We start from the raw sequence: 18,028 nt of genomic DNA, 5'->3' as shown, positions 1-18,028 counted from the left end.
CCTTCACCGCTGACAACGTGGCCCGTTGCCGGCAGCGGATGCGTACTCTACGGTTTTCCCCGCCACCCCGCAAGGCCTTCGTGTAAAAAAATTTCAGGACCATGACACAAGTGCTCATATCTACGTGCCAGGCAGCTTTCCACCGCCCGCCTCGGCGAAGGGCTGTGGACAACCAACCCAGGAACGACAACGCCCGCACGGGGCGGGCGTTGTCGTTCCTGGGCGAAGGCACTCAACTGGTCGGAGGCGCATGCTTCATCTTGCGGGTCGCGGCCATCACCGGACCGGAGGCCACGTAGGTACCGAACAGCAGCAGCAGCATGACCGAGGGCTGCACCGAGATCACCACGAAGCCCAGTACGATGGCCAGCAGCACCACGAAGGGCACCGGCCCCTTGAGGTCGATATCCTTGAAGCTGTAATAGCGGATATTGCTGACCATCAGCACGCCCGCCGCGCCGACGATCACCAGCATCAGAAGCTTGAAGCCGAAGGCCTCGGCATCGAAGCTGTGGAAGGTCCACACGCTGGCCGCCACCAGGGCGGCCGCCGATGGACTCGGCAGGCCGATAAACCACTTCTTGTCGACGCTGCCGATCTGCACGTTGAAGCGTGCCAGACGCAGCGCTGCACAGGCCACGTAGAGGAAGGCCACCACCCAGCCGGTCTTGCCGATATCCTGGAGGATCCAGGTAAAGGCCACCAGCGCCGGCGCCGCGCCGAAGGAGAGCATGTCCGAGAGGCTGTCAAACTCGGCGCCGAAGGCGCTCTGGGTGTTGGTCATGCGCGCCACCCGACCATCCAGGCCGTCGAGCACCATGGCGATGAAAATCGCTACCGCGGCAGCAGTGAAGTCGCCGTTGATGCCGGCCACGATCGCGAAGAAGCCCGCGAAGAGCGCCGAGGTAGTGAAGAGGTTGGGCAGGAGGTAGATCCCCCTGCGGCGGACCTTCTTGCCATCTTCCACGGCCTCCTCGATCACCTCGGTTTCGCGCACGAAGGCCGCGGCCAGATCCTCCTCCGCAGGAGGCACCCCCTCGGGGGATGCCGTGTCGGCCGGCTCGGCATCCGGCCGGGCGGGGTCATGATCGGTAGTGCGGGGGTCCTGACTCATGCGTGTCGTCCCTTGCCAAATTGAGGTCGCCCGGAGGGCGCCCCCCTCATTCTACACGCCCACCACGCCCCCACAACGCCGCAAACTGCCTCACCCACCAATGGAAAAGGGCGCGGAAGTCCGCACCCTTTTCCTGTCCGGCAACCGATCGGGGATCAGTTCTTGGACTTGTCCACCAGCTGGTTAGCGGCGATCCACGGCATCATGCCGCGCAGCTTGGCACCCACGATCTCGACCTCATGCTCGGCGTTCAGACGACGGCGGGCCGTCATGGACGGATAGTTGCTGTTGCCTTCCTGGATGAACATCTTGGCATACTCGCCGGTTTGGATGCGCTTGAGCGCGTTGCGCATCGCCTCGCGAGACTGTTCGTTGATCACCTCGGTGCCGGTCACGTACTCGCCATACTCCGCGTTGTTGGAGATGGAGTAGTTCATGTTGGCGATACCGCCCTCGTACATCAGGTCGACGATCAGCTTGAGCTCGTGCAGGCACTCGAAGTAGGCCATTTCCGGAGCGTAGCCCGCCTCGGTCAGGGTCTCGAAGCCGGCCTTGACCAGCTCCACGGCGCCGCCGCACAGCACGGCCTGCTCACCGAAGAGATCGGTCTCGGTCTCGTCCTTGAAGGTGGTCTCAATGATGCCGCTGCGGCCACCGCCGACGCCGGCGGCGTAGGAGAGCGCCAGTTCCTTGGCACTGCCGGAGGCATCCTGATGGATGGCGATCAGGTCGGGGATACCCCCCCCCTTGACGAACTCGGAGCGCACGGTATGACCCGGGGCCTTGGGCGCGATCATGATCACGTCCAGGTCCTTGCGCGGCTCGATCTGGTTGTAGTGGATATTGAAGCCGTGGGCGAAGGCCAGGGTAGCGCCCTGCTTAAGGTTCGGCTCGACCTCGTTCTCGTAGATCGCCTTCTGGTTCTCGTCCGGGGCCAGGATCATGACCACATCGGCGGCCTCGCAGGCCTCCGGCACGCTGGCGACCTTGAGGCCGGCGGCTTCGGCCTTGGCGGCGGAGGAAGAGCCGGCACGCAGGGCGACGGTAACATCGACGCCGGACTCCTTCAGGTTGTTGGCGTGGGCGTGCCCCTGTGAGCCGTAGCCCACGATGGTGACTTTCTTGCCCTGGATGAGGGAAAGGTCGCAATCCTTGTCATAGTAAACGTGCATGGTGAAGCTCCTGGAACGTCGGTCAATGTGAGTGTCAGCGTTGATGGCCACCCGCCCCGTCTGACGCGGGACTGGGTTCGCGACATCCGATGGAGACACCATACGCCGCCCCCGCCGTTGCGTAAAACGCGATATTTGCAACGATACATGCCTAATTATGCAATGCTCTGCCCATGGACATGCGCCCCCTCAAGCACTTCCTGACCCTCGCCGAGACCCTGCACTTCGGCCGCGCCAGCGATGCCTGCCACGTCAGCCCTTCGACCCTGTCTCGCTCCATCCGTCAGCTGGAGGAGAGCCTGGGCGTGGCGCTCTTCGAGCGCGACAACCGCCACGTGGCCCTGACCCGCCACGGCCAGACCTTCCAGGCCTACGCCCGGGAGGCCCTGGAGCAATGGGAGCAGCTGCGCCTGTCGCTGCAGAGCGAGGCGCTGCGCCTCACCGGCGAGATCAGCGTCTACTGCTCGGTCACCGCCAGCTACAGCTTCCTCTATGCTCTGCTCAGCGAGTTTCGTACCCACCACCCCGGCATCGAGCTCAAGCTGCATACCGGTGACCCCGCCGAAGCCATGGCGCGCGTGCTGGCCGGCGAGGAGGACATGGCGATCACCCCTCGCCCGCGGCGCACCCCCGAGGCGCTGGCCTTCAAGTCGCTGACACGTGCGCCATTGGTCTTCATCGCCCCCCGGGAGGCGGCCGATTGGATTCCCTCCACCCCGGAGTCGCCCAGCGCGGAACAGTGGCGCGAGGTGCCGATGATCCTCTCCGAGGCGGGCCTGTCGCGGGAGTTCGCCGACACCTGGTTTCGGGCGCTAGGCGTCACCCCGATGATCTACGCCCAGGTGGCGGGTCACGAGGCGATCGTCAGCATGGTGGGACTGGGGTTCGGGATCGGCGTGGTACCGAAGATCGTGCTCGACAACAGCCCGCTCCAGGAGCGGGTGCGCGTGCTGCCGGTGAAGCCGGAGCTGCCCCACTACGATGTGGGCCTCTGCGTGCTGGAGCGACGGCTCAAGAGCCCGTTGATCCGCGCGTTATGGGACGAGGTCATCGAGCGCTAGCATGGGAATGGCCGCCCCTGGGGCGGCCATTGCTGTCCGGCGGATGGCGAACCATCGAAACCAGCGAAACCAGCCTTACAGGGACAGCACCTTGTCGCCGCGGGCGATACCCGAGACCCCGGTTCGCGCCACTTCCAGGATACCCACCGGCGCCATGGCCTGGAGGAAGGCGTCCAGCTTGCCAGCATAGCCGGTGATCTGCACTGTGTAGAGGCTCGGCGTCACGTCGACGATCTGGGCACGGAAGATATCCACGGTGCGTTTCACCTCGTCGCGGGCCGCGCCCAGGGCCTTGACCTTCACCAGCATCAGCTCGCGCTCGATGTGGTTGCCCTCGGTGAGGTCCACCAGCTTGACCACGTCGATCAGCTTGTTGAGGTGCTTGGTGATCTGCTCGATGACCCGGTCGTCGCCCACGGTGGTCACGGTCAGCCGCGACAGGCTGGGATCCTCGGTAGGCGCCACGTTCAGCGTCTCGATGTTGAAGTTGCGCTGCGAGAAGAGCCCCACCACGCGAGACAGGGCGCCCGGTTCGTTTTCCATCAGAATCGAGATGATATGGCGCATCAGGTCCGCTCCGTCTTGGAAAGCAGCATGTCACGCATGGCGCCCAAGGGCACCTGCATCGGGTAGACGTGCTCGTGCGGGTCGACCGCAACGTCGAGGAACACCAGCTCGTGCTTGTCGGCCAGGAAGCGCTCCAGTGCCGGCTCAAGCTCGTCGAGGGTCTCGACCTTCAGGGCGGTGAAGCCATAGGCCTCGATCAGCTTCTGGAAATCGGGCAGCGACTCCATGTAGGAGTGGGCATGGCGGGACTTGTAGTTCAGGTCCTGCCACTGACGCACCATCCCCAGCGAGCCGTTGTTCAGGTTGATGATCTTCACCCCCACCCCGTACTGCTTACAGGTGGAGAGCTCCTGCATCATCATCTGGAAGCTGCCTTCGCCGGTCACGCAGACCACCTGCTCATCCGGGAAATTCTGCTTGATGCCCATGGCCGCCGGGAAGCCGAAGCCCATGGTGCCGAGCCCCCCGGAGGTGATGAAGCGGTTGGGCTTGTCGAACTTGTAGTACTGGGCGGCGAACATCTGGTGCTGGCCCACATCGGTGGTGACAAAGGCCTCGCCGCGGGTTAGCCGGCACAGCGCCTCGACCACCTCCTGGGGCTTGATCTTCTCACCGGGCCCCGAGGGCTCGTAGAGCTTGCCCACGCGCTCCTCGCGCCAGCCTTCGATCTTCTGCCACCACTCGGCCAGGGCCTCGGGGTTGGCGATCTCCTTGCCCTGCACCAGGCTGATCATCTCGCTGATCACGCTGCCCGCGGGACCCACGATGGGCACGTCGGCGCGCACCGTCTTGGAGACGGAGCTAGGGTCGACATCCACATGGATGATCTTGGCGGTGGGGCAGAACTTGGAGGTGTTGTTGGTGACGCGGTCATCGAAGCGCGCGCCGATGGCGATGATCAGGTCGGCGTGGTGCATGGCCATGTTGGACTCATAGGAGCCATGCATGCCCAGCCAGCCCAGGCACTGCCGATCACCCTGGGGATAGGAGCCGATACCCATCAGGGTGGTGGTAATGGGATAGCCCAGCCGCTTGACCAGGTCGGTCAGCCCTTCGCTGGCCCGCCCGGTGACCACGCCACCGCCGGTGTAGAACACAGGGCGCTTGGCCTTGAGCATCATCTCGACGGCCTTCTTGATCTGGCCGGTATGTCCACGGGTGACCGGATTATACGAGCGCATCTTCACCTTCTTCGGGTAGACGTACTCGTAACGCTCGGTGGGGGCGGTCATGTCCTTGGGAATGTCTACCACCACCGGGCCGGGACGGCCGGTCGCGGCCAGGTAGAAGGCCTTCTTGAGGACTTCCGGAATCTCGCTCGGGTGCCTGATCGAGAAGCTGTGCTTCACGATGGGGCGGGTCACGCCGATGATGTCGGTTTCCTGGAAGGCGTCGTCGCCGATCAGATGGCTCATCACCTGGCCGCACAGCACCACCATCGGGATCGAATCCATGTAGGCGGTGGCGATGCCGGTGACGGCATTGGTTGCGCCAGGGCCGGATGTCACCAGGACTACGCCCGGCTTGCCCGAGGCACGCGCATAGCCGTCGGCAGCGTGGGTGGCGGCCTGCTCGTGGCGTACCAGGATGTGCTTGACCTTGTCCTGACGGAACAGGGCGTCGTAAATGTGCAGCGCCGCTCCGCCTGGATAGCCATAGATGTATTCGATGCCCTCATCCTGAAGGAAGCGGGCGATCATGTCCGCGCCGGAAAGCAGTTCCACGTTGTATTTCTCCCCTGGAGGTCTCGAGTGCGATCCGCGCCCACGTCGGGCGCGAGGTCGAGTGCGGCGATATGCCGCTGCCGGACGCGCCGGCACCTGATGCCAAACCCTGGCGTTGATAGACCCGGTTGGGGCCTGCACTCTCATCGCGGCGGATCGCCGCGTCGGGGCGTTGGCCGAGCCGGGCGGTTGGCCCGCACTCGGAAGTCCTTCGGCGGGTAGAGGCCCCTTGGCCTACCCTTCGCGCGGGGATGGGGGATTTCCCGCAGAGTTCCGCGCCCGCAAATCAGGAAGCGCCAAGATTCCATTAGCGACGCAACGGTGTCAACCGCGAAAACGGCGTGGGCCCTTCTCGCGGGAACAAGCGGCGGTGGCAGGTGGCAGCCATAAAAGAACCCGCCGGGCGTAACGCCGGGCGGGCAAGGGGGTTACAGGACGCAACCTATCTCAGTGTAGACCGTCGCCGGGCACACACCCGGGCGACTGCGTAACGCTTTGTCGCCTCAGCTCTGGAACACCAGCTGGCTGCCCTCAGCCTCCACGTGGATGACATCTCCCGGCAGGAACCTGCCGGCCAGCAGGTCCTGGGCCAGCGGATTCTCGATGCGGCTCTGAATCGCCCGCTTCAGCGGACGCGCCCCGAAGACCGGGTCGAAGCCCACCACGGCGAGCTGGGCCATGGCCGCATCGCTGACCTCGAGACCGAGGTCGTGCTCGGCCAGCCTCGCGCGCAGGCGCTCGAGCTGGATGCCGGCGATGGCTTGGATCTGTTCCTGGCCCAGGGCGTGGAACACCACCACCTCGTCGATGCGGTTGATCAGCTCGGGCCGGAAGTGGGTACCGACCACCTCCATCACCATCGCCTTCATCTGCTCATAGTCGGCGTCGTCGCCGCCCATGCGCTGGATGATGTCCGAGCCCAGGTTGGAGGTCATCACGATCACGGTATTGCGGAAGTCCACCGTGCGGCCCTGGCCATCGGTGAGACGGCCGTCCTCGAGTACCTGCAGCAGGATGTTGAAGACATCCGGGTGAGCCTTCTCTACCTCGTCCAGCAACAGCACCGAGTAGGGCTTGCGGCGCACCGCCTCGGTCAGATAGCCGCCCTCCTCGTAGCCCACATAGCCGGGAGGCGCGCCGATCAGCCTCGCCACGGAGTGCTTCTCCATGAACTCCGACATGTCGATGCGCACCATGGCCTCCTCGGTATCGAAGAGGAAGTTGGCCAGCGACTTGCAGAGCTCAGTCTTGCCCACCCCGGTGGGGCCCAGGAACAGGAAGGAGCCGTTGGGCCGATTGGGGTCGGCCAGGCCAGCCCGGGAGCGGCGCACGGCGTTGGCCACGGCGATCACCGCCTCGTCCTGACCGATCACCCGCTCGTGCAGCGCCTCCTCCATGCGCAGCAGCTTGTCGCGCTCGCCTTCAAGCATCTTGGCCACCGGGATGCCGGTCCAGCGCGAGACCACCTCGGCGATCTCCTCCTCGGTGACGTTGGAGCGCAGCAGCTGGTGCTTGGAGGTGTCGGCCTCGCCCTCCCCGGCCTCACTGATCTTCTTCTCGAGCCCGGGGATCACCCCGTACTGGATCTCGGACATCCGCGCCAGGTCCCCCTGGCGGCGCGCCTGCTCCAGCTCCACCCGGGCGCGTTCGAGCTCGTCCTTGAACTGGGCGGCCCCCTGGATACTGGCCTTCTCGGCCTTCCAGATCTCGTCGAGGTCGGCGTACTCGCGGGACAGCTCCTCGATCTGCTCCTCGAGATTCTCCAGGCGCTTCTTCGAGGCCTCGTCGGTCTCCTTCTTGAGGTGCTCACGCTCCATCTTGAGCTGGATCAGCCGGCGGTCGAGGCGATCCATCTCCTCGGGCTTGGAGTCGAGCTCCATGCGGATCCGCGAGGAGGCCTCGTCGACCAGATCGATGGCCTTGTCGGGCAGCTGGCGATCGGTGATATAGCGCGCCGACAGCTTGGCCGCGGCGATGATGGCGCCGTCGGTGATTTCCACGCCGTGGTGCACCTCGTAGCGCTCCTTGAGGCCGCGCAGGATCGCCACGGTATCCTCCTCGCTGGGCTCATCCACCAGCACCTTTTGGAAGCGGCGCTCCAGGGCGGCATCCTTCTCGATGTACTTGCGGTACTCGTCCAGGGTGGTGGCGCCCACGCAGTGTAGTTCGCCGCGGGCCAGCGCCGGCTTGAGCATGTTGCCGGCATCCATGGCGCCCTCAGCCTTGCCGGCGCCCACCATGGTGTGCAGCTCGTCGATGAAGAGGATCACCCGGCCCTCCTCCTGGGCCAGCTCGTTCAACACCGACTTGAGGCGCTCCTCGAACTCGCCGCGGAACTTGGCCCCGGCCAACAGCGAGCCCATATCCAGCGAAAGCACGCGCTTGTCCTTGAGGCTCTCGGGCACCTCGCCGTCGACGATGCGCTGAGCCAGCCCCTCGACGATGGCGGTCTTGCCCACACCGGGCTCGCCGATCAGCACCGGGTTGTTCTTGGTGCGTCGTTGCAGCACCTGGATGGTACGGCGGATCTCGTCGTCGCGGCCGATCACCGGGTCGAGCTTGCCGCTGGCGGCGCGCTCGTTGAGGTCCAGGGTGTACTTGGCCAGCGCCTCGCGCTGGTCCTCGGCGTTGGGATCATCGACCCTGGCGCCACCGCGCACCCCCTCGATGGCGGCCTCCAGCGACTTGCGGGACACCCCCGCCTGGGTCAGCAGCTTGGTCACCGCGTGGCCCATTTCCAGGGCGGCCAGCAGCACCAGTTCGCTGGCGATGTACTGGTCGCCGCGCTTCTGGGCCTCGCGGTCGGTCAGATTGAACAGCTTGATCAGGTCGCGGGAGGGCTGCACCTCGCCGTCGAACTGAGCGACCCTGGGCAGGTCATCAAGGTGCCCCACCAGACCATCGCGCAGCCGGGCGGCGTCACCTTCGGCCTTCTGCACCAGCGCCTTGACGCCGGTATCGCGGGCGTCGAGCAACGCCAGCAACAGGTGACCGGGCTCCAGCTGGTTGTGGCCACGACCCACGGCCAGGGATTGGGCGTCCGCCACGGCGTTCTGCAGCTTGGCAGTGAACTTGTCGAAACGCATGAAAGCTTCCTCCATCGGGGTGGCGACGCGCTTGGACGCACCGCTTGGCCCTGTCAATTCGTCTTGACGGTATCAATGGAGTCAGGCTGACCCGCTTTCAAGTCGGCCGCCAGAGGAAGCGCGTGACAAGTTGACGCGGGTCAAGGCCAGAGGACAAGCGACGCGTCAGCGCAGCCAGATCACACTGGCCATGCGGCCGGTGACGCCGTCATCGCGACGGTGGGAGTAGAAGCGCGGCTCGCAGGCGGTGCAGAAGTGACCGCCGCTGATGTGGGACACGCCCAGGCGCTCGAGGCGCAGGCGCGCCAGGCGGTAGAGGTCCGCCATGTAGTGGCCCAGGCGGTACGGGCTGGGGTCGAAGGCCTCGATGGCCTCGGGATGCACCCCGACGAAGGCGTGATAGACCTCGGGCCCCACCTCGAACTGGGCGTTGGAGATCGCCGGCCCCAGCCAGGCGAGCTGCTCTTCCGGCGGCACGCCAAGCGCGGCCACCGTGGCCTCCAGCACGCCGCCCGCCAGCCCGCGCCAGCCGGCGTGGGCCACCGCCACCCGGGTACCACGATAGTCGCTGAAGAACACCGGCAGGCAATCGGCGGTGAGCACCACACAGGCGTAGTCGCGGTTGACGGCCACCGCGGCATCGGCCTCGGGCGGCGTCGGATCGAAACGTTGCTGCACCCGCGCGCCATGCACCTGGTTGAGCCACAGCAGCGGGCGATCCTCATCGACCTGCTTCTGCAGCAGCCGCCGACACAGGTCCACGTGGTCGGCGTTGTCGCCCACGTGGTCCGCCGGGTTGAAACAGGCGAAGTCGCCCTGGCTGGGACCGGTCTCGCGGGTGGTGACGAAGGCGCCCACGGAGGTGGGCGCCGGCCAATCGGGCAGGATCAGGGAAGGCCGCAGGTCGGGGGCATCGCTCATCGGCAGGTCCTCGGCGAAGACGGGTCAGCGCATCGTCTCGTGGTCGTGGCGCAGGTAGTCCAGCAGCATCAGGATGTCATCCGGCAGCGGCGAGCGAAAGGTCGCCGTCTCGCCGCTGGCGGGGTGCACGAAGGCCAGCTTGCGGGCGTGCAGCGCCTGGCGGGGGAATTCGCGCAGGATCTCCTTGAGGGGGTCGGCGGCGCCGGGTGGCAGCTTCAACCGCCCGCCGTAGGTCGCGTCACCCACCAGCGGATAGCGCAGGTTCGCCAGATGAACGCGGATCTGGTGGGTGCGCCCGGTCTCCAGCCGGCAACGCACATGGGTATGGGCGCGGAAGCGCTCCACCACCCGATAATGGGTCACCGCCGGCTTGCCGGAGGCCGTCACCGCCTGGCGCTTGCGATCCTTGGGATGGCGGCCGATGGGCGCGTCCATCTTGCCACCCGAGGTCATCACCCCCACGCACACAGCGTCATACTCGCGGGAGACCGTGCGCGCCTGCATCTGCGCCATCAGGGCCGCCTGGGCAGCCAGGGTCTTGGCGACCACCATCAGGCCGGTGGTGTCCTTGTCCAGGCGGTGCACGATACCGGCCCGCGGCACGCCGGCAAGCCGGGGAGAGTGGTGCAGCAGCGCATTGAGCAGGGTGCCGTCCGGATTGCCCGCTGCCGGATGGACCACCAGGCCGGCCGGCTTGTCGATCACCAGCACCTCGTCGTCCTCGAAGACCACGTCCAGCGGGATCTCCTCGGGGGCGAAGCGGGTGTCTTCCTCGATCTCGGTGGCGAGGCGCAGCCACTCGCCGCCGTAGACCTTTTCGCGAGGCCTGACGGGACGACCGTCGAGGGTGAGATCGCCGGCCTTGATCCAGGCCTTGAGGCGTTCGCGGGAGTAGTCGGCGAACAGTTCGGCAGCGGCCTGATCGAGGCGCAGGCCGGCCATGGCATCGGGAATGCGTTGCTGGGCTTCCAGGGTCTGGGGCATGGTCGATTGGCTGCCAGTCAGCAGTGGAGATAAGGGAGGCACCGCGCGGTGACTGCGTTTTGCCGCGCAGTGCTTTATAGTGTGCGGGTTTAGGCCGATTCTATCACGGCCCGTCCGCGTTGTTTGCCACGAGGATCACGATGCGCGTTTTCCGACCTACCGCCCGTCTTGCGGCCCTGCTGGTCGCCTCCAGCCTCCTGGTGGGCTGCGCCAGCAACGGTTCCACCGACGAAGAAGAGGATGAGTTCGCCGGCGTTGCCGAGCGCGAACTCTACGAAGAGGCGCGCAGCTCCCTGGAGCGGCGCAACTTCACCGCCGCCATCACCCGGCTCGAGGCCCTGGACACCCGCTTTCCCTTCGGCAACCACGCCGAACAGGCTCAGCTGGAGCTGATCTACGCCTACCACGAGAGCGGAGACTGGGAGGCCGCACGGGCCGCCTCCAGTCGCTTCATCCGCCTGCACCCGAGCCACCCCCAGGCCGACTACGCGCTCTACATGCGCGGCCTGGCCTCCTGGCAGGCGGGGCGTTTCAGCCTCGAGCGCCTGAAGCTGATCGACATTTCCAAGCGCGACCTGGGCGCCTCCCGCGATGCTTACACCGACTTCAGCGAACTGGTGCGCCTCTATCCCAACAGCCAGTATGCCCCGGACGCCCAGCAGCGCATCGTCTACCTGCGCAACCTGATGTCCCGCCACGAGTTGCATGTGGCCGACTACTACCTGCGCCGGGGCGCCTACCTGGCCGCCGTGGAACGTGGCCGCTGGGTAATCGAGAACTATCCCGAGACCGAGGCGTCCCGGGATGCCCTGGCGGTGATGGTCGAGGGCTACCTGGGCCTGGAGATGCGCGACCGCGCCCGGGAAGTGCTCGATGTACTGATCGAGAATGCTCCGCGCCACGACCAGCTGCGCGGCCGCACCTTCGAACCCAGGCACGTGCGCGCCCAGTCGCTGTCAGGCTGAGCCAGGGACGAGCCCAGCACAGCAGAACGCCATCGCCTTTCCAGGCGGTGGCGTTTTTAATGGCCAGGCACTTGCGGCTGAGCGCTGTCCCGAAGGGTTATTACTCCCCCGGCTGCCAGCCGTTGACGATGGGGTAGCGGCGGTCGCGGCCGAAACCGCGGCGGGTGACGCGCACGCCCACCGGTGCCTGGCGGCGCTTGTACTCGCAGCGGTCCACCAGGCGGACCACCTGATAGACCTCGTCGCGGTCGAAGCCGGCCTCGATGATCGCCTCGGCGCTCATGTCGCCCTCGATGTAGCTGACCAGGATGGCGTCGAGCACGTCGTAGTCGGGCAGCGAGTCGCTGTCCTGCTGGTCGGGCGCCAGCTCCGCCGAGGGCGGGCGCTCGATGACCCGCTCGGGAATCGCCGGCGACTGGGTGTTGCGCCAGCGGGCCAGGCGGTAGACCCAGGTCTTGTAGACGTCCTTGATGGCGTTGTAGCCACCCACCATGTCACCGTAGAGGGTGGCGTAGCCCACCGCCATCTCGCTCTTGTTGCCGGTGGTCAGCACCATCAGCCCCTTCTTGTTGGAGATGGCCATCAGCAGCACGCCGCGACAGCGCGACTGCAGGTTCTCCTCGGTGGTGTCGCGCTCGGTGCCCTCGAAGGTCTTGGCCAGGGTGCCCATGAAGGCCTCCACCATGGGCTCGATGGGCATCACCTCGTAGGCCACCTCCAGCAGCTCGGCCTGCCGCGCGGCATCCTCCCTGGAGATGTCGGCGGTGTAGTGGTAGGGCATCATCACCGCGTGCACCCGCTGGGGACCCAGCGCATCCACCGCGATGGCCAGGGAGAGCGCCGAGTCGATGCCGCCGGAGAGGCCCAGCACCACCCCCTCGAAGCCGCTCTTGTTGACGTAATCACGAAGCCCGGTCACCAGCGCGCAGTAGAGGTTCTCCTCCGGCTCCACGTCGGGCTCGGTCTCGCCCGGCTGCGGCACCCACCGACCCTTCTCCCGGACCAGCTGCACCGGCATTAGCCCCACCTGCCAGTGGGGCGCCTGCACCTGCAGGTTGCCTTCGGCATCCACGCAGGCGGAACCGCCGTCGAACACCAGCTCGTCCTGGCCGCCGATCATGTTGACGTAGACGATGGGCAACGCCACCTCGGCGGCCCGCTCCTCGAGCAGGCGCAAGCGCTCGGCGGGCTTGTCCTGGTGGAAGGGGGAGGCGTTGAGGCTGACCAGCAGCTGGGCGCCGGCCTCTCTGGCCTGGCGTGCCGGCGCCTCGTCCCAGAGGTCCTCGCAGATCATCAGGCCCAGCCTGAGTCCCTTGTGATCAAGCACCAGCGGCTCACGGCCGGCGGCGAAGTAGCGCTGCTCGTCGAACACCTGGTAGTTGGGCAACGCCTGCTTGGCGTATTCGCCGAGCCACTCGCCATTGTAGAGCGCGCCGGCCAGGTTCCAGGTCTGGCCCTCGCGGCGCCCCGGGTAGCCGATGATCACCAGCACGTCGCGCACCACCTTCTCGGCCATGCGGGTGCGGGCCGCGCGCAGGCGAGTCTCCATGGAGGGGCGAAGCAGCAGGTCCTCCGGCGGGTAGCCGGTCAGGAAGAGCTCGGGGAGCACCACGATGTCGGCACCATGCTCGATGCGCGCTTCGCGCACCGACTCGATGGCGCGATCAGTGTTGCCGGGAATATCCCCGACCAGCGGGTCCAGCTGAGCCATCACCAGCGTCAGGTCTTGCATGGGCTTGGAAATCTCTCGAGAATCGACGGATACGCCCATTGTCCCGCAAGGGCAGCCGACTGGCAAAGCCATCCCGCCCTTACCTGCACGGTGAGCCGACTGGCAACGCCATACTGCCCCCACAACGCCATCACGCCCCCTACCTGGGAGTCCCGACTGGAATGAATCTCTTGATCATCCGCCTGATCATCTTCGCCGTGCTGTTCTTCGCCGGCCTCAAGCTCTACCGCATGTACCGGGAGTGGAAGCTCGACCGCGAGGAGTTGCTGGAGAGCGACGACACGCGCCAGGAGGGCGGCCAGATGGTGCGCTGCAGCTGGTGCAAGGTGCACGTCCCCGAGAGCGACGCCCTGCGCGAGCAGGGTGAGTGGTTCTGCTCCACCGCTCACCTCGACCGCTACCTCCAGGAGCAGCAGGAGCAGAAGCCGGACGAGAAGGAGTAGCGCCTCCTACATGCCCTTCGACAAGCGCCCGTCCAGGGCATAGGGCGCCGGGTCGAGGATCGGCTTGCGCCCCAACAGCCGATCTACCAGCAGCCGCGTCGAGGCCGGCGCCAGCACCAGGCCATTGCGGTAGTGGCCGGCGTTGACGTGGAGGTTGTCGATGCCCGGCACCGCGCCGATGAAGGGCACCCCGTCCGGCGAGCCCGGGCGCAGTCCTGCCCAGTGGTGCTCCACCTCGCAGTCGGCCAGGGCCGGAATGATCGCCGTGGCGCTTGCCCACAGCGACTCCCGCGCCTGGTCATCGATGGTCTTGTCGAAGCCGCACTCCTCCAGGGTGGAACCGGCCAGCACACGACCGTCGGCGCGGGGAATCACGTAGCGGCCGTCCATCAGCACGACTCGCTGTACCAGCCCCGGCGGCGCCCTGAACAGGATCATCTGTCCCTTCACCGGGCGCACCGGCAGGGCAACGCCCACCGTCTCCAGCAGTCCCGCGGCCCAGGCGCCGCCGCAGACAATCACCTGGCCACCGGCGATCGGCCCGGTGGCGGTCTGCACCGCCAGCACCCGACCGACCGCCACCTCGAACCCGGTCACCTCGGCGCCCTCGCGCAGGGTGACCCGGGGCATCGTCGCCAGCCGCGTCCTCAGCGAGCGCACCAGCCGGGGATTTCGGATGCTACCCAGCGTCGGCATCCAGAGCGCCTCGCTGAAGCCCGGCGTCGCCTCGGGTTCCTGGGCATAGAGGAAGTCGGCATCGACACGTTCGAGCCGCTTGCCCTGCTCCCGGGCCCAGCCCAGGGCGCGCGCCTCATCCTCCACCCGCAGGTAGAGCAGGCCCTGTTGGCGATACTCTGGATCGACGCCGGTCTCCTCCCGCAGGCGCTGTGCCAGCTCGGGATAGTACCCCTCCGACCAGCGCGACAGGCGCGAGACGGCCGGGCCGTAGCGCCAGGGATAGAGCGGAGAGACGATGCCGCCTCCCGCCCAGGAGGCCTCCTGACCGCAGCGGCCGCGTTCGACCAGGGTGACTGAGTGGCCTGCATCGGCCAGCTGCAGCGTCGTCATCATGCCGATGACGCCCCCACCCACGACTAGGAATTCACTCACAGGCATTGTCCGTTGTGGCTGACAGAAAGGTGGCGAGGCTTGGCTAGGGTGAAGAGACCACCCACGGGTCAGGAGTCCACTCCGGGAGGGCAACATGCGTCTCGTCACGCCTCGCCGCACCATTCGTCGCCTGGTCGATTCATGCGGTCGCCAGGCAAGGCGCCCTGCGCCGCCCTGGCCCGCACGCCAGCAGCAGGGGCTGACGCTGATCGAGCTGATCGTGGCCATCGCCGTGGCGCTTGTGCTCTTTACCACGGCGATTCCCGGCTATCGGCAGTTCACCGCCCGCAACGAGGTGGCCGCCGAGGTGATGCGCATCAAGACGGCCCTGGCCCTGGCCCGCAACACCGCCGTGACGCGCCGCCATGTGATCGCGATCTGCCCCATCGAAGAGATCGGTGACGCCCAGTGCAAGAAACAGGACTGGAGCCTGCCGATTGCCATACTCGACGGCCATGCCACCGCCGGCAACCTGGACGGCGTCAACGTCTTGAGGGTGCTCGAGCCCAGCGGTGGGCCGACCATCACCTTCAACCGCGACTATCCTATCCGCTACCAGTCCACTGGCTGGAGCCGGGGCCACAACGGCACCTTCACCATCTGCGGCCGCCACGGCGATGGCCGGAAAGTGATTGTCAACAACATGGGCAGGGTCCGGGTCGGCGATGACGAGGCCGACGGCCCCGCTCAATGCTGATGCAGCTCTGCGGCTCAGCTGACCCCCATGTAGCGCCCGGGCTTGTGGTTGAGCGCGATGATCAGGTTGAGGGCCACGGCCCCCAGCACCGAGAGCCCCACCCGATCCATGGGCAGCAGGGCCAGCGCCACCAGCATGATGACGCCATCGATGCCCAGCTGGACATAGCCGGCGCGCCAGCCGTAGCGGTCTTGAAGGTAGAGCACCAAGATGTTCACCCCGCCGAGGCTGGCCCGGTGGCGAAACAGGATCAGCATGCCGATGCCTACTAGACAGCCCCCCATCAGCGAGGCGTAGAGCGGTGCTACCCCCTCGATGCTGATCCAGCGGCCGGTCAGCTCGGAGAACAGCGACACCAGGCCGATGGCGGCGAAGGTGCGCAAGGTGAAGGACCAGCCCATACGGCGGATGGCCAGCCAGTAGAACGGCAGGTTGATCAGGAAGAACCAGACGCCGAAGGGCCAGCCGCTAGCGTACTGCAGCAGGAAGGCCAGGCCGGCGGTGCTGCCGGTCAGCAGCAGAGCCTGGGTGTAGAGGGTCACGCCAAGCGCCACGAACAGCGTGCCGATCAGCATCGCCATCAGGTCCTCGTAGTGGCGATGGGGGTCGGTGGGCAGTTCCTGAGGGTCCATGAAGTGCTCCTTACGGTATGGGTTCGGCGTGCTCGACCATCAGCTGGAGACTCTCCCTGCCCCGCCAGCGATTGCGGTTGAGCTTGTAAGCGCAGCGAAGGGTATCGCCAACGCCGAAGGCGGGCATCTCGCCGGGGGTCAGCGCCCGGAACCAGATCGCCCGGTGGCTCACCGCCCCCGTCGAGAGCTCCAGCATCAGGTGGGTGCCGTCGCTGCCCACCGGTCGCAGCGCCTCCACCACAAAGTCGCCCTGGAACAGGGGCGCCTCGAACTCGCGGCCATAGGGACCCAGCGCCTGCAACTCCTCCAGGGTCGCCAGGCTCAGCTGGTGCGGGGCCAGGTCGCCATCGGTCAGGATCCTCGGGTAGAGCTCCGCCCCGCCCAGCTGCTCGCCCACCGCCTGCAGGAAGGCCGCCTTGAAGGCCCCGAGCCGCTCCGCGGGCACCCCGACGCCGGCGGCGCCGCGGTGCCCACCGAAGCGCGGCAGCGCCTCCGGGGCAAGCGCATAGGTACGCTGCAGGGCGTCACGCAGGTGCAGACCCTCGATGGAGCGCCCGGAGCCGGTGAGCATGCCCGGCGCGGCGGCCGGCGTCAGCACCAGCGCCGGGCGCCCATAGGCCTGCACCAGCCGAGAGGCGACGATGCCCTGCACCCCGGGGTGGCCGCCCTTGAGGAAGACCACCACGGCCGGCTCGTCGGCGGCCAGGGCCGGCAGCGCCAGCGCCCTCGCCTCCTGGGCCATATCGGCCTCGATGGCCTTACGGGACTGGTTGTCCTGATCCAGCACATCCAGATAGCGCTGCGCCACATGATCCTGCTCGGCGAGCATGAAATGCAGCGCCGCATAGGGGTCGTCGATGCGAGAGCGGGCGTTGATGCGCGGTCCCATCTGGAAGCCCAGGGTCTCGGCATCGAAGGGCACGCTGTCGGCGCCCAGGCGCTCGGCCATGGCCCGCCAGCAGGCGGCCTCCATGCGGTTGATCAACGCCAGGCCGTGGGTCACCACCGCGCGGTTGGCGGGACTGCCCCCCAGCGAGACGCAGTCCGCCACCGTGCCCAGCGCCACATAGGAGAGCCAGGACGAGAGCTTGGGGGTGGCCTGGGGCAGCACGCCCCACTCGATCAGCACGCCCCGCGCCAGCGACATGACCAGCCAGGCCACCATGCAGCCGGCGATGGTGGGGTCGGGGTAATCGCAGTCATCCCGGGTGGGGTTGACGCAGGCGTGGGCCGAGGGCGGAGGTCCCTCTACCGGCAGGGCGTGGTGGTCGCTGACCACTACGTCGATGCCCTGGGCGGTCAGGCGCGCGATACGCGGCTCGTCGGAGCTGCCGCAGTCGGCGGTGATCACCAGGCTGGGGCGCGGCGAGAGGGCCAGCGCGCGTTCCACCAGCGGCAGGCTAATGCCATAGCCGTCATGGATGCGGTGGCCGATCAGGCTGTGCAGCTTGGCTTCCGGCACGCCGAAGAGCTCGACCAGGGTGCGCCGGATCACCACGTGGGAGGTAATGCCGTCCACGTCGTAGTCGGTGAGGATGCCGATATGTTCACCGTCGATCACTGCCTGGGCGATGCGCTCGGCCGCGCGGCGGCCATCGGCCAGCCGCTCGGGGTGGGCCAGGTGGCGCAGACTGGGCGTCACCAGCGGCGCCAGTTCCCCCTGATAGTCGGCCAGGCGCCCGGCCAGCACCCGCGACTGGAGTTCGGAGAGTCCCTCGCGCTGGGCCCGGGCATAGAGCGCGGCATCGCGAGGACGCGGAAGGATCCGTGGCTTCAGGCGCTCGCTCAGATCGAAGGGGTCGATGACGGCGTTCAAACCG

15 protein-coding genes are annotated in these 18,028 nt (G+C 66.9%); 4 read left to right on the top strand and 11 right to left on the bottom strand.

Features of this window, described 5'->3' with window-relative positions; genetic code table 11:
* Nucleotides 1-232: 232 nt before the first annotated feature.
* Nucleotides 233-1,114 (bottom strand): CDP-diacylglycerol--serine O-phosphatidyltransferase, encoded by an 882-nt coding sequence (pssA, locus tag ACR80S_RS16785; RefSeq protein WP_435402021.1) that lies wholly within the window; start codon nt 1,112-1,114, stop codon nt 233-235.
* A gap of 155 nt (nt 1,115-1,269) precedes the next feature.
* Nucleotides 1,270-2,313, bottom strand: coding sequence for a ketol-acid reductoisomerase (gene ilvC / locus ACR80S_RS16780; RefSeq protein WP_435403856.1), 1,044 nt, complete (start codon nt 2,311-2,313; stop codon nt 1,270-1,272).
* Nucleotides 2,314-2,459: 146 nt separating this feature from the next.
* On the opposite strand from ilvC, the gene ilvY reads away from it, so the two are divergent.
* Complete coding sequence (gene ilvY, locus ACR80S_RS16775) at nt 2,460-3,347, top strand: HTH-type transcriptional activator IlvY (protein ID WP_435402020.1); 888 nt, start codon at nt 2,460-2,462, stop codon at nt 3,345-3,347.
* 75 nt (nt 3,348-3,422) lie between these two features.
* On the opposite strand, the gene ilvN is transcribed toward ilvY, so the two are convergent.
* From ilvN to rluD, 5 genes are all read right to left on the bottom strand, one after another.
* Nucleotides 3,423-3,914, bottom strand: coding sequence for an acetolactate synthase small subunit (gene ilvN, locus ACR80S_RS16770; protein ID WP_379752745.1), 492 nt, complete (start codon nt 3,912-3,914; stop codon nt 3,423-3,425).
* Nucleotides 3,914-5,638, bottom strand: coding sequence for an acetolactate synthase 3 large subunit (locus tag ACR80S_RS16765; protein ID WP_435403854.1), 1,725 nt, complete (start codon nt 5,636-5,638; stop codon nt 3,914-3,916). The genes ilvN and ACR80S_RS16765 overlap by 1 nt, the downstream gene beginning before the upstream one ends.
* Before the next feature lie 503 nt (nt 5,639-6,141).
* Nucleotides 6,142-8,724 carry an ATP-dependent chaperone ClpB gene (gene clpB / locus ACR80S_RS16760; RefSeq protein ID WP_435402018.1) on the bottom strand — a complete coding sequence of 861 codons (2,583 nt, stop codon included), beginning with the start codon at nt 8,722-8,724 and terminating at the stop codon, nt 6,142-6,144.
* 165 nt (nt 8,725-8,889) lie between these two features.
* Nucleotides 8,890-9,645, bottom strand: coding sequence for a peptidoglycan editing factor PgeF (gene pgeF / locus ACR80S_RS16755; RefSeq protein ID WP_435402017.1), 756 nt, complete (start codon nt 9,643-9,645; stop codon nt 8,890-8,892).
* 24 nt (nt 9,646-9,669) lie between these two features.
* The gene (gene rluD / locus ACR80S_RS16750) at nt 9,670-10,629 is read right to left on the bottom strand and encodes a 23S rRNA pseudouridine(1911/1915/1917) synthase RluD (protein ID WP_435403853.1); all 960 of its coding nucleotides are present in this window, start codon (nt 10,627-10,629) and stop codon (nt 9,670-9,672) included.
* A 140-nt stretch (nt 10,630-10,769) separates the two neighbouring features.
* Here rluD and ACR80S_RS16745 point away from each other — a divergent pair, with 140 nt between their 5' ends.
* Entirely contained in the window at nt 10,770-11,594 is an 825-nt protein-coding gene (locus ACR80S_RS16745; RefSeq protein WP_435402015.1) for an outer membrane protein assembly factor BamD, read from the top strand.
* A 100-nt stretch (nt 11,595-11,694) separates the two neighbouring features.
* On the opposite strand, the gene ACR80S_RS16740 is transcribed toward ACR80S_RS16745, so the two are convergent.
* Nucleotides 11,695-13,326, bottom strand: coding sequence for an NAD+ synthase (locus ACR80S_RS16740; RefSeq protein WP_435402014.1), 1,632 nt, complete (start codon nt 13,324-13,326; stop codon nt 11,695-11,697).
* 161 nt (nt 13,327-13,487) lie between these two features.
* Here ACR80S_RS16740 and ACR80S_RS16735 point away from each other — a divergent pair, with 161 nt between their 5' ends.
* Nucleotides 13,488-13,769 carry a PP0621 family protein gene (locus ACR80S_RS16735; RefSeq protein WP_435402013.1) on the top strand — a complete coding sequence of 94 codons (282 nt, stop codon included), beginning with the start codon at nt 13,488-13,490 and terminating at the stop codon, nt 13,767-13,769.
* A gap of 6 nt (nt 13,770-13,775) precedes the next feature.
* Here the strand turns inward: ACR80S_RS16735 and thiO are convergent, their stop codons facing one another.
* On the bottom strand, nt 13,776-14,879 hold the full coding sequence (gene thiO / locus ACR80S_RS16730) for a glycine oxidase ThiO (RefSeq protein ID WP_435402012.1): 1,104 nt from the start codon (nt 14,877-14,879) through the stop codon (nt 13,776-13,778).
* 94 nt (nt 14,880-14,973) lie between these two features.
* Here thiO and ACR80S_RS16725 point away from each other — a divergent pair, with 94 nt between their 5' ends.
* The gene (locus tag ACR80S_RS16725) at nt 14,974-15,576 is read left to right on the top strand and encodes a GspH/FimT family pseudopilin (protein ID WP_435402011.1); all 603 of its coding nucleotides are present in this window, start codon (nt 14,974-14,976) and stop codon (nt 15,574-15,576) included.
* Between the two features lie 14 nt (nt 15,577-15,590).
* Here ACR80S_RS16725 and ACR80S_RS16720 read toward each other — a convergent pair whose 3' ends face one another.
* Together ACR80S_RS16720 and ACR80S_RS16715 are read right to left on the bottom strand one after the other, a co-directional pair.
* A complete protein-coding gene (locus ACR80S_RS16720) occupies nt 15,591-16,208 on the bottom strand; it encodes a YitT family protein (protein WP_435402010.1) in 618 nt (205 codons plus the stop codon).
* Between the two features lie 10 nt (nt 16,209-16,218).
* Entirely contained in the window at nt 16,219-18,024 is a 1,806-nt protein-coding gene (locus ACR80S_RS16715; protein ID WP_435402009.1) for a single-stranded-DNA-specific exonuclease RecJ, read from the bottom strand.
* Nucleotides 18,025-18,028 lie beyond the last annotated feature (4 nt).

Origin of the sequence: Halomonas salsilacus, assembly GCF_051216275.1 — a bacterium.
In the GTDB taxonomy this organism is placed as follows: domain Bacteria; phylum Pseudomonadota; class Gammaproteobacteria; order Pseudomonadales; family Halomonadaceae; genus Halomonas.
Note: the sequence above shows the minus strand (reverse complement) of the source record. Positions and strands in the feature narration are given on the sequence as shown.

What these genes read in the sequence shown, in the direction of transcription:
- ACR80S_RS16720 (WP_435402010.1), bottom strand. Translation starts at nt 16,208, where the DNA reads ATGGACCCTCAGGAACTGCCCACCGACCCCCATCGCCACTACGAGGAC.
- ACR80S_RS16735 (WP_435402013.1), top strand. Translation starts at nt 13,488, where the DNA reads ATGAATCTCTTGATCATCCGCCTGATCATCTTCGCCGTGCTGTTCTTC.
- ACR80S_RS16745 (WP_435402015.1), top strand. Translation starts at nt 10,770, where the DNA reads ATGCGCGTTTTCCGACCTACCGCCCGTCTTGCGGCCCTGCTGGTCGCC.
- pssA (WP_435402021.1), bottom strand. Translation starts at nt 1,114, where the DNA reads ATGAGTCAGGACCCCCGCACTACCGATCATGACCCCGCCCGGCCGGAT.
- ACR80S_RS16725 (WP_435402011.1), top strand. Translation starts at nt 14,974, where the DNA reads ATGCGTCTCGTCACGCCTCGCCGCACCATTCGTCGCCTGGTCGATTCA.
- clpB (WP_435402018.1), bottom strand. Translation starts at nt 8,724, where the DNA reads ATGCGTTTCGACAAGTTCACTGCCAAGCTGCAGAACGCCGTGGCGGAC.
- ilvN (WP_379752745.1), bottom strand. Translation starts at nt 3,914, where the DNA reads ATGCGCCATATCATCTCGATTCTGATGGAAAACGAACCGGGCGCCCTG.
- ilvY (WP_435402020.1), top strand. Translation starts at nt 2,460, where the DNA reads ATGGACATGCGCCCCCTCAAGCACTTCCTGACCCTCGCCGAGACCCTG.
- pgeF (WP_435402017.1), bottom strand. Translation starts at nt 9,645, where the DNA reads ATGAGCGATGCCCCCGACCTGCGGCCTTCCCTGATCCTGCCCGATTGG.
- ACR80S_RS16740 (WP_435402014.1), bottom strand. Translation starts at nt 13,326, where the DNA reads ATGCAAGACCTGACGCTGGTGATGGCTCAGCTGGACCCGCTGGTCGGG.
- rluD (WP_435403853.1), bottom strand. Translation starts at nt 10,629, where the DNA reads ATGCCCCAGACCCTGGAAGCCCAGCAACGCATTCCCGATGCCATGGCC.